At 70.5% G+C, this 15,217-nt stretch carries 15 protein-coding genes; all 15 read left to right on the forward strand.

The features are described from left to right. Positions 1-188: 188 nt before the first annotated feature. The 15 genes from AC59HU_RS07410 to AC59HU_RS07480 all read left to right on the forward strand — a co-directional run bounded on the left by AC59HU_RS07410 (position 189) and on the right by AC59HU_RS07480 (position 15,203). Positions 189-1,457 (forward strand): CaiB/BaiF CoA transferase family protein, encoded by a 1,269-nt coding sequence (locus AC59HU_RS07410; protein ID WP_497222739.1) that lies wholly within the window; start codon positions 189-191, stop codon positions 1,455-1,457. Beyond that, a complete protein-coding gene (locus tag AC59HU_RS07415) occupies positions 1,454-2,599 on the forward strand; it encodes an extracellular solute-binding protein (protein ID WP_497222740.1) in 1,146 nt (381 codons plus the stop codon). The genes AC59HU_RS07410 and AC59HU_RS07415 overlap by 4 nt, the downstream gene beginning before the upstream one ends. Continuing rightward, the gene (locus AC59HU_RS07420; RefSeq protein ID WP_497222741.1) at positions 2,596-3,060 is read left to right on the forward strand and encodes a MaoC family dehydratase; all 465 of its coding nucleotides are present in this window, start codon (positions 2,596-2,598) and stop codon (positions 3,058-3,060) included. Before AC59HU_RS07415 ends, AC59HU_RS07420 begins: the two co-directional genes overlap by 4 nt. A 4-nt stretch (positions 3,061-3,064) precedes the next feature. Next, complete coding sequence (locus AC59HU_RS07425; RefSeq protein ID WP_497222742.1) at positions 3,065-4,075, forward strand: LacI family DNA-binding transcriptional regulator; 1,011 nt, start codon at positions 3,065-3,067, stop codon at positions 4,073-4,075. Positions 4,076-4,177: 102 nt separating this feature from the next. Then, entirely contained in the window at positions 4,178-5,044 is an 867-nt protein-coding gene (locus tag AC59HU_RS07430; protein WP_497222743.1) for an amidohydrolase family protein, read from the forward strand. Positions 5,045-5,187: 143 nt separating this feature from the next. After that, a complete protein-coding gene (locus AC59HU_RS07435; protein WP_497222744.1) occupies positions 5,188-6,510 on the forward strand; it encodes an ABC transporter substrate-binding protein in 1,323 nt (440 codons plus the stop codon). A 58-nt stretch (positions 6,511-6,568) separates the two neighbouring features. Beyond that, the gene (locus AC59HU_RS07440) at positions 6,569-7,594 is read left to right on the forward strand and encodes a carbohydrate ABC transporter permease (protein WP_497222745.1); all 1,026 of its coding nucleotides are present in this window, start codon (positions 6,569-6,571) and stop codon (positions 7,592-7,594) included. Then, complete coding sequence (locus tag AC59HU_RS07445) at positions 7,591-8,526, forward strand: carbohydrate ABC transporter permease (RefSeq protein WP_497222746.1); 936 nt, start codon at positions 7,591-7,593, stop codon at positions 8,524-8,526. The genes AC59HU_RS07440 and AC59HU_RS07445 overlap by 4 nt, the downstream gene beginning before the upstream one ends. Beyond that, positions 8,523-9,638 (forward strand): Gfo/Idh/MocA family protein, encoded by a 1,116-nt coding sequence (locus AC59HU_RS07450; RefSeq protein ID WP_497222747.1) that lies wholly within the window; start codon positions 8,523-8,525, stop codon positions 9,636-9,638. Before AC59HU_RS07445 ends, AC59HU_RS07450 begins: the two co-directional genes overlap by 4 nt. Beyond that, positions 9,635-9,958: an L-rhamnose mutarotase gene (locus AC59HU_RS07455; protein ID WP_497222748.1), complete on the forward strand. Its 324-nt coding sequence runs from the start codon at positions 9,635-9,637 to the stop codon at positions 9,956-9,958. Before AC59HU_RS07450 ends, AC59HU_RS07455 begins: the two co-directional genes overlap by 4 nt. Positions 9,959-10,074: 116 nt before the next feature. Next, positions 10,075-11,502 carry an L-fuconate dehydratase gene (locus AC59HU_RS07460; protein WP_497222749.1) on the forward strand — a complete coding sequence of 476 codons (1,428 nt, stop codon included), beginning with the start codon at positions 10,075-10,077 and terminating at the stop codon, positions 11,500-11,502. Further along, positions 11,499-12,476, forward strand: coding sequence for an aldo/keto reductase (locus AC59HU_RS07465; protein ID WP_497222750.1), 978 nt, complete (start codon positions 11,499-11,501; stop codon positions 12,474-12,476). The genes AC59HU_RS07460 and AC59HU_RS07465 overlap by 4 nt, the downstream gene beginning before the upstream one ends. 83 nt (positions 12,477-12,559) lie before the next feature. Beyond that, positions 12,560-13,402 carry a fumarylacetoacetate hydrolase family protein gene (locus tag AC59HU_RS07470; protein ID WP_497222751.1) on the forward strand — a complete coding sequence of 281 codons (843 nt, stop codon included), beginning with the start codon at positions 12,560-12,562 and terminating at the stop codon, positions 13,400-13,402. Further along, the gene (locus tag AC59HU_RS07475; protein WP_497222752.1) at positions 13,399-14,151 is read left to right on the forward strand and encodes an SDR family NAD(P)-dependent oxidoreductase; all 753 of its coding nucleotides are present in this window, start codon (positions 13,399-13,401) and stop codon (positions 14,149-14,151) included. The genes AC59HU_RS07470 and AC59HU_RS07475 overlap by 4 nt, the downstream gene beginning before the upstream one ends. Before the next feature lie 71 nt (positions 14,152-14,222). Further along, on the forward strand, positions 14,223-15,203 hold the full coding sequence (locus tag AC59HU_RS07480; RefSeq protein ID WP_497222753.1) for a hypothetical protein: 981 nt from the start codon (positions 14,223-14,225) through the stop codon (positions 15,201-15,203). The last annotated feature ends 14 nt before the right edge of the window (positions 15,204-15,217 follow it).

A 15,217-nucleotide genomic window follows, 5' to 3' on the forward strand; every position in this document is an offset into this window, starting at 1 on the left:
CGTCATCGGGGGGGGTGTCCTTGGTTCCGCCGACACCGGGAGGCTCGCTCCTTGCGCGTCGACATCCGCTAAAGTAGCATGAGCAAACGATTGAGCAAAGGCTTCCCCAAATCAGGTGCCAAGCGTGATCGGGGCGGAGCGCCCACCCGCAAGGATGCGGGTCCGGACCAGAAAGTGACACAGGTGCGATGACGGCACAAGGGACTCTGCCGCTGGACGGCATTCTCGTTCTCGACTTCAGCCAGTTCCTCGCCGGACCGGTGGCCGCCATGCGGCTCGCCGACCTCGGCGCGCGGGTGATCAAGGTGGAGCGCCCCGGAACGGGCGACATCGGGCGCACGCTCGCCTTCGCCGGCCGCATGGCCGACGGCGACACCGTCTCGTTCCACGCGATGAACCGCAACAAGGAGTCGATCACCGCCGACCTCAAGGACTCGGCCGACCTGGCCTATGTCAAGCAGCTGGTGGCCCAGGCCGACGTGATCATCCAGAACTTCCGCCCCGGCGTGATGGAGCGCATCGGCCTCGACTACGAGTCGGTGCGGGAGGTCAACCCCTCCATCGTCTACGCCAGCGCCACCGGCTACGGTTCGGAGGGCCCCTGGGCCTCCCGGCCCGGGCAGGATCTGCTGGCCCAGGCCATCTCCGGGGTGCCGTGGCTCAGCGGCTCCGCGGCCGACGGCCCGGTGCCGGTCGGCCTCTCGATCGCCGACCACCTGCTCAGCTGCCACATCGCCCAGGGCGCCACCGCCCTGCTGGTGCGCCGGTTCCGCACCGGAGAGGGCGGGCTGGTCGAGTCGAGCCTGCTCGAGGCGATGCTCGACCTGCAGTTCGAGCTCCTCAGCGTGAAGCTCAACGACGAGTCGATCGCGGTCCAGCGGCACGGCGAGCACTCGGCGCACGCCTTCCTGGCCGCGCCCTACGGCACGTACCCCACCTGCGACGGCTACCTCGCCATCGCCATGAACCCGATCCCGAAGCTGGGCGAGCTGCTGGGGCTGCCCGAGCTCGCGTCGATGACCGACCCGCAGGATGCGTGGGACCAGCAGGAGCGGATCGAGGCCGTGCTGGCCGACCGGTTCGCGACCGACACGACCGAGCACTGGCTGGGCATCCTGGATGCGGCCGACGTCTGGTGCGCGCCCGTGCTGACCCTCGACGAACTGATCGAGAGCGACGGCTTCGCCGCGATCCGGATGACGCAGGAGGTCGACCGCCGCGGCACGACGCTGACCACGACCAGGAGCCCGCTGCGGGTCGATGGCCGGGTGCTCGCCAGCCGCAAGGCCGCGCCGCTCCTCGGTGAGGACGACGAGCGGGTGCGCGCGGAGTTCCCGCCGGCCGCCGCATCTACCGGAGCCGCGACCGCGAGCACGCCCACGCCCACGCCCACGCCCACGCCCACGAACACGTCTACGACCACCACCCCCGCCCCGATCGCGGAGCCGGCCTCATGACCGTCCACCTCCGCGGCATGACCTGGGAGCACGCCCGCGGCCACGGCAGCGTCGTCGCGGCCGCCGAGGCCTACCGCGCCCTGCGCCCCGACGTCGAGGTGACCTGGGAGTACCGCTCCCTGCAGGCCTTCGCCGACTACCCGCTCGAGAAGCTCACGGACGACTTCGACCTGCTCGTCATCGACCACCCGCACATCGCGTTCGCGGCCGAGAACGGCCTCTTCGCACCGCTCGACGGCGCCGGGCACGACGACGAGCTGGCCCTGCTCGCCCGCCAGTCGGTCGGCGCCTCGCACCGCTCCTACTCCTACGCCGGGCGCCAGTGGGGGCTCGCGAGCGACGCGGCCGCGCAGGTCTCCGTCTTCCGGCCCGACCTGCTCGAGCGGGCCCCGGCCGACTGGGACGAGGTGATCGCCCTGGCCGAGGAGGGCCGCGTGCTCTGGCCTTACAAGCCGGTCGACGCCTTCTCCAGTCTGGTCACGGTGGCCGCGGGCCAGGGCGAGGAGGCGATGCGCACCGAGGGCGTCTTCCTCACCGCTCCGGCGCTCGGGGCCGCGATGGCGGTGCTCCGGCGACTGGCGTCACTGGTGCCGAACGACAACGCGACCTGGAACCCGATCCAGACGGCGGATGCGCTGAGCAGCGCCGACAACGACCGCTACGCCTACTCCCCGCTGCTGTTCGGCTACACCAACTACAGCCGCGAGGGCTTCCGGCCGCACCGCCTCCGGTACACCGACATCCCGGCCTCGACCCGGGGCGTGCAGGGCTCGCTCCTCGGCGGCGCCGGCATCGCGGTCTCGGCGGCCTCGAGAAACCGGGACGAGGCCATCGCCCACGCCTTCTGGCTGGCCTCGGCCGAGGTGCAGGAGGGCGTCTACTACGACGGCGGCGGCCAGCCCGGCAACGCCGTGGCCTGGGAGAGCGACCGCACGAACGCCGACAGCCTCGACTTCTTCCGCGGCACCCGGGCGACGCTCGAGGGGGCGTACGTGCGTCCCCGGCATCCGCGGTACATCGAGCTGCAGAACGAGGTGTCCGAGCACATCACGGCCGCGCTCCGCGGCGAGCTCGACGACGACGACCTGCGCATCCGTCTCGACGCGGGTGTGGCGACCTGGCTGGGAGGGCCCGAACGATGATCACGATCGACCGCTACTACGAGGACTTCCAGGTCGGCGAGCGGCGCGAGAGCGTCGGCCGCACGATCACCGAGGCCGACATCGTGCTGCACGCCGGGCAGACCGGCGACTTCTTCCCGCATCACATGGATGCCGAGTGGATGGCGACGCAGCCGGCCGGTCAGCGGATCGCGCACGGCACGCTCATCCTGTCGGTCGCGGTCGGCATGACCGCCGGCGACATCAACCCGCAGGCCATGTCGTACGGCTACGACCGCATCCGGTTCATCAAGCCGGTCTTCATCGGCGACACCATCCGGGTCACCGCGGAGATCGCCGAGAAGGCCCCGCACCCCAAGCGCCCCGAGGGCTACGGCTACGTGCACGAACTCGTGACGGTCACGAACCAGCGGCACGAGACCGTGCTCGTGCTCACCCATCTCTACCTCGTGAACGCCCGCTCCGCGCTGTCCCTAGACTGATCCGATGGCGACCCTCAGCGATGTGGCGTCGATGGCGGGGGTCTCCGTCTCGGCGGTCTCCCGCGTGCTCACCGGCGCCGCGGATGCGCGGGTCAGCGAGGCCACGCGCAAGCGCATCCACGACGCCGCCCGCGAGCTCAACTACCGGCCCAACTACGCCGCCCGGGCGCTGAAGTTCTCGCGCACCAACGTGGTGGCGCTGGTCGTGCCCGATCTCACGAACGCGATCGTCAGCGAGCTGATGCGCGGGGTGGAGGACGAGGGGTACGAGCGCCGCTACATGGTGCTGCTCGCCCGGGCCGAGAGCGAGCTCGAGGAGTACGCCCTGCCGCGGCTGATCGGCGAGGGCCGCATCGACGGCGCCCTGGTGCAGGCGGCGGATGCGATGCTCCCGAGCGAGCTGAGCGAGCAGATCGACAGCGGGCTCCCGGTCGTCTACGTCAACTCCAACCACCCGGAGGACGGCGGTTTCGTCGACCTGCAGGACGAGCTGGGCGCACGCATCGCCACCCGCCACCTGATCGGTCTCGGCCACAAGCGGATCGCCTTCGTGGGCGGCCTGCCCTCCTCGGTCACCGGCCGCCGCCGGGTCGCCGGCTTCCGCGCCGAGATGGCCGACGCCCGGCTGCCGGTCGACGACGCCCTGGTCACCGACCTCGGCTACGAACTCGTCGTCGGCCGCGCGGCCGTCGAGCAGCTGCTGCGGCACGAGGTGCGACCCACCGCCATCGTCGTGGCCAACATCAACGCGGCCTTCGGGGTGCTGCTCGAGCTACGAGGCCGCGGGGTCAGCGTGCCGCACGACATCTCGATCGTGGCCATGCACGACGCCTGGACCGCCGACAACACCTGGCCGCCGCTGACCACGGTGAAGATGCCGCGGTACGAACTCGGCCGGGCGGCCATGGCCGCGCTCTACGACCGCATCCACGACGGCACGGTGCCGCAGCTCGTGGTCACCGACCCGCCCCCGCGCCTGATCATCCGGCAGTCGACGGTCTCGCCGCGGCCGTGACCCGGGCCTGATCGGCGGCCCGACCGGCGCCGGCCGGAAGGCGGAGACGGGGGTCGAGGATGTTCAGAATCGCTCAATCGTTTGTGCAGTAGGAGGAAACAGGTGTATCCGATCATCGACGCCCACCAGCACGTGTGGGACCCGGCCCGCGCCGACTACCCCTGGCTCGGCCCCGCGATGTCGCCCATCGACCGGAGGATGACCTTCGACGACGTGCTCCCCGAGCTGCGCGCCGCGGGGGTCGACTTCACCGTGCAGGTGCAGTCCTCGGACAACGCGGAGGACACCGAGCTGATGCGCGAGTCGGCGGCGGCGCATCCCGAGGTCGCGGGGATCGTGGGCTACGCCCCCCTGGACCGCCCCGCCGAGGCGGCCGACGTGGTGGCCTCCTGGGCCGGCGACTCCCTGTTCGTGGGGGTGCGCACCCTCATCCACGAGCAGCCCGACCCCGACTGGCTGCTGCGGCCGGAGGTCGACGAAAGCCTCGGCCTGCTGGAGGAGGCGGGCCTGCCGTTCGACGTGGTGGCAGTGCTGCCGCGCCATCTGGAGCTCATCCCGATCCTCTCCGCGCGGCACCCCGGGCTGCGGATGGTGATCGACCACCTCGCCAAGCCGCCGATCGGTCTGGGGGGCGACTCGCCCTGGGCCGGACTGATCGCCCGGGCCGCCGAGAACCCCAACGTCTACGGAAAGGTGAGCGGTCTCTACTCGGCGACCGATCGGATGGGCGACTGGACGACCGACCTGGTGCGGCCCATCGTCGACCACGCCCTGGAGGTCTTCGGACCCACCCGGCTGATGTACGGCGGCGACTGGCCGATCTCGGTGCTCGCGGGCGGCTACACCCGGGTCTGGAACGGGCTGCTGCCCCTGTTCGACGCCCTCGACGCGGCCGATCGCGAGCAGCTGCTCGGCCGGACGGCCGCGCGCTTCTACGGGCTCGACCCGGCCCGGATCGGCCTTTCATGAACTCGGACCGCAAAATTTGCGCAAACGTTTGACTAAGGCCGCCCGCCCGGGATAACGTGACACCGGCACCAAGCGGGAGATCCCGCTCGCTCAGCAAACCGCAGTGTGGCGATTGCTCTCACTGCTCTCATCAGGGAGTGTCAATGAAGACAAGAAGATTCCTTTCCGCAGGAGTCGCCCTCGCCGCAGCATCGCTTCTCCTAGCGGGTTGTGCGGGCGGAGGCGACTCGACCACCGCGAGCAACCAGACCGACTCGGGCGGCAAGATCACGGTGTGGGTCGACCCGCCCCGCGTCCCCGCAGCCGAGGCCTTCAAGAAGGCCTACCCGGACATCCCGATCGACGTGGTGCAGATCGACGGCACGGTCGGCGGCCAGACGGTCCGTCAGTCGTTCGCGAACTTCGACTCTGCGGGGCAGGGATGGCCGGACGCCATCTTCTTCCCCTCGAACGACGACATCGCCTGGGCGACGAACTCGACCAGCAACTACGCGGCCGACCTCACCGACCTGCTACCGGACGTCATCAAGGGCTACGACCCCGCGGTCATCTCGTTCTGCGACATCGACGGCAAGATCCGCTGCCTCCGCAACGACGCAGCGCCCGACGTGTTCTGGTACAACAAGGCCTTCTTCGACGAGAAGGGCTACACCGTCCCGACCACCTGGGAGGAGTACGCCGACCTCTCCGTCACGATCGCCCAGGAGAACCCCGGCAAGATCTCGGGCTTCCTCGGTGACGCCTACGCCGTGAACCGGTACCTCCAGGCCGCCGGCTGCCCGACGAACGACCGCGTGTCCGAGTCCGAGGCGCACATCAACCTCGACGACCCGAACTGCGTGCGCGCCACCGACCTGCTCGAGAAGATGCAGGCCGGAGACGCGCTCTCGACCCAGGGCATCTTCGACGGTGACGCCGCCGCCGCCGGTGCGAACCTGGTGATGAGCCCCGGTGCGGTGTGGTGGGGCAACTACCTGTTCCGCGACACCTGGAAGATCCCGGCCGGCCAGATGACCGCCGCGGCCCCGCTGAAGTGGGACGGCGAGAGCAAGCCCTCCACTGGCAACGAGGGTGGTGGACTGTGGGGCGTCTCGTCGCACATCACCGGCAAGCAGCTCGAGAACACGCTGACCTTCGCGAAGTTCGTGGCGACCGACCCGCGCTGGCAGGTCGACCTCTCCACCGGCCTCCCGGGCTACGGCCCGGTGCAGGAGGACTGGCTGGCCAAGATCGCCGACGACAAGTACTTCGCCGACATCCCCACCACCCAGGCCGCCTTCAAGTCGTCGCTGGAAGCGGTGCAGCCGTACTCGTACATGCTCTACGACACCGGTTCGATCTGGACCCAGACGGTTCCGTCGACGCTCATCGGCGGCGGCTCCGCGACGGAGGCGATCAAGTCCTTCGGAGACGAACTCGTCAACCAGGCGAAGTCCGTCGGCTACACGATCACCACGAGCAAGTAGCACCACCGAACACGCGGGCGCCGGCATCCGTGCCGGCGCCCGCACCATCAGAGGACTCATGACGAATCAACTCCTGGAGGACCGGTCGGCGACCGGTCCGACCGCAGGCGCCTCCCGGGCCTCCGACGGCGGCACCCCGCCGAAGAAGCGCCGCCGCGCCTCCTGGCTCCACCGCGACGAGACCGTCGGTGCCTGGATCCTGCTGGCGCCGTACACGATCCTGTTCCTGGTCGCGGCCGCCATCCCGATCGGCTACGCCTTCGTGATCAGCATGCAGAAGGCGCCCACCCTGGTGAACCCGAAGTCGGGCTTCGGCGGGTTCGACTCCTTCGCCACCGTCATCGGCGACTACCGGTTCTGGTCGACCTTCGGCAACATCTTCACGCTGATGGCGATCTGGCTGCCGATCATGATCGTCGGCATCGTGGCCCTCGCCCTCCTCATCCACGCCAGCCCCGGCCGCTTCGGCGGGGCGATGCGCTTCATCTACTACATCCCCGGCGCGCTGGGCGGCATCGCCAACTTCGTGCTCTGGGTCTACCTGATCGACCCGGTCAACTCCCCGATCGCCTTCCTCTGGCAGGGCATCGGCGCGAGCACGTACAAAGAGGTCATCACCCCCGGCAACATGCCGTTCATCCTCACCGCGATGCTCTTCTTCCAGGGCGTCGGCACCTGGATCGTCGTGGTCAACGGCGGTCTCAACGGCATCTCCGACGAGGTGATGGAGGCCGCGCGCCTGGACGGCGCGAACGCCTGGCAGCTCGCCTGGCACGTCAAGCTCCCCCTCATCCGCCCCTGGGTCGGCTACGCCGCCCTGATGAACCTGGCCTACGGTTTCCAGCTCTTCCTCGAGCCGTACCTGCTGCGGCAGATCTCCTCGGGCTCGGTGGTGGCCGAATGGGCGCCGACGCAGCTCGGCTACGCGTTCGCCTTCACGAACCGCAACTTCCCCGCGGCCGCCGCGCTGTCGATCATCCTGCTCGTGATCACCCTGGCCATCGGCCTGGTCATCGTCACCCGCAGCGGACTGTTCGGCGACGACCGCGTCCCGCGCATCAAGAAGAAGGACAGGACGGCATGACGCGCCTCAACCCCGAGCCCCGCGTGGTGGGCTCCACGAAGTGGAACGCCGGTCGGGTCGCACGCATCGTCGTGATGACCGTGATCGCCCTGGCTTTCATCCTGCCGATCATCGGCTTCATCGCCCTCGCCTTCGGCAGCCAGGAGAACATCGAGGCGGGCCGGAGCGGCTTCCTCGGCCTCGCTGGAATGTCGTGGGACAACATCGTCTACAGCTGGAACCAGATCACCGGCTTCGGCCCCGGCAACGGCGGCCTGTTCCAGCAGTGGATGCTCAACTCGGTCATCGTGGCCGTCGGCGGCGCCGCGCTCGCACTGATCGCCGCCGTGCCGGCCGGGTACGCCTTCGCGCGACTGCGCTTCCGGTTCCGCAAGACCTTCCTGATGGCGACGCTGCTCGCGATGGTCATGCCCAACACGGTCCTCGTCATCCCGATCTTCCTCGAGGTCAGCGCGGTCAACGCGGTCGGCCAGCTCTGGCCGGTCGCCGTGATCATGGGCTTCTTCCCGTTCGGCGTCTACCTCTCCTACATCCACTTCATGACGACGATGCCGCACGAGCTGGTCGAGGCGGCGCGGATCGACGGGCTGAGCGAGATCCGCACCTTCTTCCTGATCGGGCTGCCGATCTCGAAGCAGGCGATCGCGCTGGTGGCCTTCTTCAGCTTCGTGGCGAACTGGACCAACTTCTTCCTCCCGCTGGCCCTGCTCACCTCGAGCCAGCAGAACAAGACGATCTCCATCGGCATCCAGGAGCTCATCGGCGCGAGCCCGCTGTTCAACGCGACCGTCGCGGCGGGCCTGGACGTGAAGCTCTACCTGCCCCAGCTCGCCCTGGCCACGGTCATCTCGATGATCCCGCTGCTGGCGATGTTCATCGGCGCCCAGCGGTTCCTGGTGCGGGGTCAGACGATCGGGGCGGTCAAGGGATGAGCGGCGTGGTCTCGCCCGCCGGCTTCCCCGAGCGCCACCCGGCCGCGGCGTACACGCTCGCGCTTCCCCGGCATCCCCGTCCCATCGTGATCGTGGGCGCCGGCGGGATCGTGAAGGATGCGCACCTCCCGGCGTACCGGAAGGCCGGCTTCCCGGTCTGGGGCATCGTCAACCGCACGCTCGGCCGGGCCGAGGCCCTCGCCGCCGAGTTCGAGGTGCCGAACGTGTTCGGCAGCATCGAGGAGGCGGTCGCCGCGGCTCCCGCCGACGCCGTCTACGACATCGCGCTGATGCCGGAGCAGTACGCGGCGACGCTGGAGGCGCTGCCGAACGGCGCGCCCGTGCTGATCCAGAAGCCGCTCGGCCACAGCCTCGACCAGGCCCAGGCGCTGGCCGCGATCTGCCACCGCAAGCAGCTGGTCGCCGCCGTCAACACGCAGCTGCGCTTCGCCCCCTACGTGGCCGAGGCCCGTCGGTTGATCGCCGAGGGCGCGATCGGCGAGGTGCACGACTTCGAGATCCGCGTGTCGGTCGACACCCCGTGGCACCTCTTCCCCCACGTCTTCGGCATGGAGCGCCTCGAGCTGACCATGCACAGCGTGCACTACCTCGACCTGGCGCGCTCGTTCTTCGGCGACCCGGACGGCGTGAGCGCGGTGACCCGCCGCCACCCCGGCAAGCCGGAGATCGCGACGACGCGCAGCACGATCATCCTGCGCTACCGCGACCGCGACCTGCGGGCCGTGATCAGCACGAACCACGACCACGACTACGGGCCGGCGCACGAGGAGAGCTTCATCAAGTGGGAGGGCACCGGGGGTGCGATCCGCGCGCAGATGGGCCTGCTGCTCGACTACCCCCGCGGTCGGGAGGACCAGCTCGAGATCGCCCGCTCCGGCGAGCGCGGCTGGACGCCGGTGCCCTTCGAGGGCTCCTGGTTCCCGGATGCGTTCATCGGCTCGATGGGGGCGCTCCAGCGCTTCGTCGAGGGCTCGGTCGACGAGCTGTCGACCTCGGTCGACGACATCCTGCACACGATGGCGGTCGTCGAGGCCGCCTACGAGTCGGATGCGCGTGAGGGCGTCGCGCTGCGCGTCGGAGCGATCCGATGAAGCGCGTCGCCTCGGTGATCGGCCTGCCCGCCGAGAACCGCGAGGCCTACGAGGCCTACCACGCGGCGGTCTGGCCCGAGGTGCTCGCCCGGCTGGCGGCGAGCAACGTGCACAACTACTCGATCTACCGCTTCGGCGGGCTGCTGTTCTCCTACTTCGAGTACACCGGCGACGACTACGACGCCGACATGGCCGCGATCGCCGCCGACGAGGCCACCCAGCGCTGGTGGGCAGTGCAGGAGCCGCTGCAGAGACCGCTCGAGACGCGGGCCGAGGGCGAGTGGTGGCAGGAGCTGCCCGAGGTCTTCCACACCGACTGAGCGGGGCTCCCCCTCCTCACTCCTCCTCTTCTCTTCTCCCCTCTCTCCTCTCCTCGACCATCGACAACCGACACCACCGACTTCCAGACCACCCACGACTGAATGGTTCTCTGCAGATGACACGCATCACCGGGGTCGACGTCTTCGACGTCCGCTTCCCCACCTCGCTCAGCCAGGACGGCTCCGACGCCATGAACAAGGACGGCGACTACTCGGCCGCCTACGTGGTGCTGAAGACCGACGGCGACCTCCGCGGTTTCGGCTTCACCTTCACCATCGGCCGCGGCAACGACGTGGTGACCGAGATGTCACGGCAGCGCGCCCTGCCCCTGATCGGCCGCGAGGTCGAGGAGATCGTCGGCGACCTCGGCGGCATCTACCGCGAGCTCGCCTCCGACTCGCAGCTGCGCTGGCTCGGGCCGGAGAAGGGCGTCGAGCACCTCGCCATGGCCGCCGTGATGAACGCGGTGTGGGACATGGCGGCGCGTCGGGCCGGCAAGCCGCTCTGGCGTCTCCTGGCCGACATGACCCCGGAGCAACTGGTCGACGTCGCCGACCTGCGCTACCTCTCCGACGCCCTCACCCGCGAGGAGGCGCTGGGTCTGCTGACCGAGATGGCGCCGACCCGGGGCGACCGCATCGCCGAGCTCGAGGCCCGCGGCGGCTACCCCTGCTACACCACGAGCGCCGGCTGGCTCGGCTACAGCGACGACAAGCTCCGGCGCCTTCTCAAGGAGTCGGTCGACCAGGGCTACCGTCACCTGAAACTCAAGGTCGGCGCGAACCTCGAGGACGACATCCGGCGCTGCGGCATCGCCCGCGAGGTGATCGGCTGGGACACCCACCTGATGATCGACGCGAACCAGGTCTGGGACGTGCCGGAGGCGATCGAGTGGGTGAACCGGCTCGCCGAGTTCAAGCCGCTCTGGATCGAGGAGCCGACGAGCCCCGACGACGTGCTCGGCCACGCGGCCGTGCGGCGCGGTGTCGCCCCGATCGGCGTCGCGACCGGCGAGCACGGGATGAACCGGGTGCTGTTCAAGCAGATGTTCCAGGCCGAGGCGATCGACTTCTGCCAGCTCGACTCGGCGCGGCTCGCGAGCATCAACGAGATCCTCGCCGTCTACCTGATGGCCAAGAAGTTCGGCGTGCCGGTCTGCCCGCACGCCGGCGGCGTCGGGCTCTGCGAGCTGGTGCAGCACCTCTCGATCTTCGACTTCGTCGCCGTCTCGGGCACCCTGGAGAACCGGGTGACGGAGTACGTCGACCACCTGCACGAGCACTTCACCGACCCCTGCATCGTGGTCGACGGCAACTACGTGCTGCCGTCGCTGCCGGGGTATTCTGCCGAGATGTACGAAGCCTCGGTCGCGGAGTACTCGTTCCCCGACGGCGGGTACTGGAGCCGGGCGCGGGCGGGCGGCGTGTCGGTCGAGGCGGCGCGGGATGCGGAGGCCGAGAGCGCGGGCGGGGCTTCGGCTTCGGGCTCCGATTCGGTTTCGGCCTCGGCCTCGGAGCCGGCCAACGCCGGGACGCCCGCGTGAAGACCCGTCGCCTACGCACCGGGGTCGAGCTCACCGAGCTCGGCATCGGCACCGCGCAGTTCGGCAACCTGTTCCGCGAGACCACCGACGAGGAGTCCGAGGGCGCCTACGCGGCGGCCTACGACGCCGGGGTGCGCTACTTCGACACCGCTCCGCACTACGGGCTGGGGCTCTCCGAGCGCCGTCTCGGCGCCATCCTCCGCGACACCGGCACCCGGGATGCGATCGCGCTCTCGAGCAAGGTCGGCAAGCGGCTCGTCGACAGCCCCGAGACGGCCGACCGGCAGGACGACGAGGGCTTCGTGGTGCCGGCCGCCGTGCGGCGGGTCTGGGACTACAGCCGCGACGGCATCCTGCGGTCGGTCGAGGCGAGTCTCGCCCGGCTCGGCACCGACCACCTCGACATCGCCTACCTGCACGACCCCGACGACCACTGGGCCGAGGCCTCGACCACCGGCGTGGATGCGCTGGTCGAGCTGCGCGAGCAGGGCGTGGTGCGGGCGATCGGCGCCGGGATGAACCAGGCCGCGATGCTCGCCGAGTTCGTGCGGCGCACCGACGTCGACGTGGTGATGGCCGCCGGCAGACTCACCCTGCTCGACCAGAGCGCGACCGACGAACTCCTGCCGCTCGCGGTGGAGCGCGGGGTCGGCGTCGTCGCGGCCGCTCCCTACAACTCGGGGCTGCTCAGTCGCGAGGTGGTGCCCGAGAGCGCGCACTTCGACTACGCCGAGGCGCCCCGCGAGCTCGTCGAGCGGGCCCGGCTGATCGCCGAGGTCTGCGCGCGCCACGGGGTGTCGCTGCCGGCCGCGGCCGTGCAGTACCCGCTGCGGTTCACGGGCGTGGTGAGCGTCGTCGCCGGCGCACGCACCGCGGGTCAGGCGCTCTCGACCACCGAGCGGGCCGCCGCCGCCATCCCGGATGCGCTCTGGGACGAGCTCGACGAAGCCGGGCTGGCGCCCCGCGGCGCCTGACCACCGGCCGCGCCAGCCCGCGGCCCGCGACCCCGCCGCATTTCACGAACACGAGACCCTACGACGAGAAGGACGAGACACAGATGAGATTCCTCAGGATCGGCGCGGCCGGCGCCGAACGGCCCGCGGTCGAGGTCGACGGCATCCGCTACGACATCTCGGCGGTCACCGGCGACATCGACGGCGACTTCCTGACCCGCGGCTTCGGCGACCTCGAGGCGGCGCTCGCGGCCGGCGACCTGCCGGTGATCGACGACGGCGAGCGGATCGGCGCGCCCATCCGTCGGCCCGGCAAGATCGTCTGCATCGGCCTGAACTACCGCGACCACGCCGAGGAGACGGGCGCGGCGATCCCGGCGGAGCCCGTGGTGTTCATGAAGGATCCGATGACGATCGTCGGGCCGTTCGACGACATCCTCATCCCCCGCGCCTCGACCAAGACCGACTGGGAGGTCGAGCTCGGGGTCGTGATCGGCGAGACGGCCCGCTACCTCGAGTCGCCCGCGGCCGCGCGAGCGCACATCGCCGGGTACGTGCTCTCGCACGACGTCTCGGAGCGGGAGTTCCAGATCGAGCGCGGCGGGCAGTGGGACAAGGGCAAGAGCTGCGAGACCTTCAACCCCCTCGGGCCCGTGCTGGTCACCGCCGACGAGATCGCCGACCCGCAAGACCTGGGCCTTCGGCTCTGGGTCGACGGCGTGCAGCGCCAGGACGGGTCGACCGCGAACATGATCTTCCCGGTCGAGTACGTGATCTGGTACCTCAGCCAGTTCATGGTGCTCTACCCCGGCGACCTCGTGAACACGGGAACGCCCGCGGGGGTCGCGCTCGGCATCCCGGGCAATCCCTACCTGCGGGCCGGCAGCCGCGTCACGCTCGAGATCGACGGCCTCGGCCGCTCGGAGCAGGGCACGGTGCAGGCATGAGCGCCGGGGAGTTCGACGGCATCGCCGCGATCGTGACCGGCGGCGCCTCCGGCATCGGAGCGGCCACCGCCGAGGCGCTGCTCGCCGCGGGGGCGCGGGTCGCCGTGCTCGACCGCTCGACCGAGGGGGCGCCCGAGGGGGCGCTGACCATCACGGCCGACGTGACCGATCGCGCCTCCGTCATCACGGCCGTCGACGAGGCGGCTCGCGCGCTGGACGGGCTCGACGTGGTCGTGAACAACGCCGGCATCAGCGCCGTGGGCACCGTGGAGCAGAACGACGACGAGCAGTGGGCGCGGGTGCTCGACGTGAACGTCGTGGGCATGGCTCGCGTGTCGGCGGCCGCGCTGCCGCACCTGCGCCGCTCGGAGCACGCGGTGATCGTGAACCTCTGCTCGATCGCGGCCCTGAACGGGCTGCCGGACCGGGCGCTGTACGCGGCCTCGAAGGGCGCCGTGCTCGCGCTGACCTACGCGATGGCCACCGATCACGTGGCCGAGGGCGTGCGGGTCAATGCCGTCAGCCCCGGCACGGTCTCGACGCCCTTCGTCGAGCGGATGCTGCAGGGCTTCGACGACCCGGTCGCCGAGAGGGCGGCCCTGGATGCACGCCAGGCGACGGGCCGCATGGTGAGCCCCGCGGAGGTGGCGGACGCCATCCTGTACCTCGCGAGCCCCCGGTCGGCCTCGACCACGGGCTCGGTGCTCGACGTGGACGGCGGGGTGACGCACCTGCGGGTGCGGCGCTGAGGCGCGCATCCATTCGACTCCCAGCCGACCGGAGGGCGCGCGGGCGTACGGTGATCGCGGAGAAGGACATCATGACGCCTGAACAGACCGCCGAAGACCTGCGTGCGCGCGACGAGTACGACGCCTATGGGCCGTGGGTCGTGCGGGTGCGCGAGACGGCCGATCTGCCGCCGTTGTTCGTGGATGCGCGGCTCGAGCCGGGGCGCGACGTGGTGGTGAAGTTCCCGCGGCCCGAGGCGCGGCGCGACCTGCTGCCCGGCATGGACCTCTACGACGCGGTGCTGTCGGCCGGTCAGGATGCGCTGGTGGTGCTGCAACGCGATCGAGCGGTGGCGGGGCGGCACTCGACGCGGGTCATCCCCTACGCCGGGTTGGCGGCGATCGTCGACAGCGTCGATCTGCTGGATGCGCGGCTCGAGATCCACGCGACCGACGGCGAGGTCGTGGTCGTGCCCTACAACGGGTCGTCGAAGCGCACGGTCGGCGAGCTGATCGACGAGCTGCGGAGCCGGATCGCGGCGGCCGTCACGCCGCCGGCCGGCTGGCCCGGTGTGCCGCTGCCCGAGCCCGGTACCCCGGTGCGGCTGGGGATGGACGACCTCGGTCGGAAGGACGTCGCCCTCGTCTCGCTGTTCGACCAGATCGTGCGGGGTGGAGCGGCTGCCGGTGGGGCGGGTGGTGCTGCTGTTGGTGGTGCCGTATTGCTCGCCGCGGCCGGCCGGAGCGTCGCGCGCCCCGTCGGCGCGGGAGCCCGCCGGGCGTTCGAGCAGGTCTGGCCCACCTCCCTGCAGGGAATGGTGATCGTCGGAACCCCGACCGAGCTGCAGATCCTCACCCGGCGTCTGCCGTTCCGGCGTGGTGGCCGCCCCGAGACCTCCCTCTCCCGAACGATCGTCGTAGCGCCCCTGGTCACCGCGGTCGACGCCGAGCCCCACACCTCCCGCGACGCGATCACCCTCGTCACCCTCCGTGCCGGCGAGGCGTCCCTCCCCTTCGCGGTCCCCGCCGCATCCCCCCTCGAGCGCGCCCTCCGGGCTCTAGCCCCCCGCTGACCCTCCCCCGCCTC

This window comes from Herbiconiux sp. 320_LB (genome assembly GCF_059691755.1).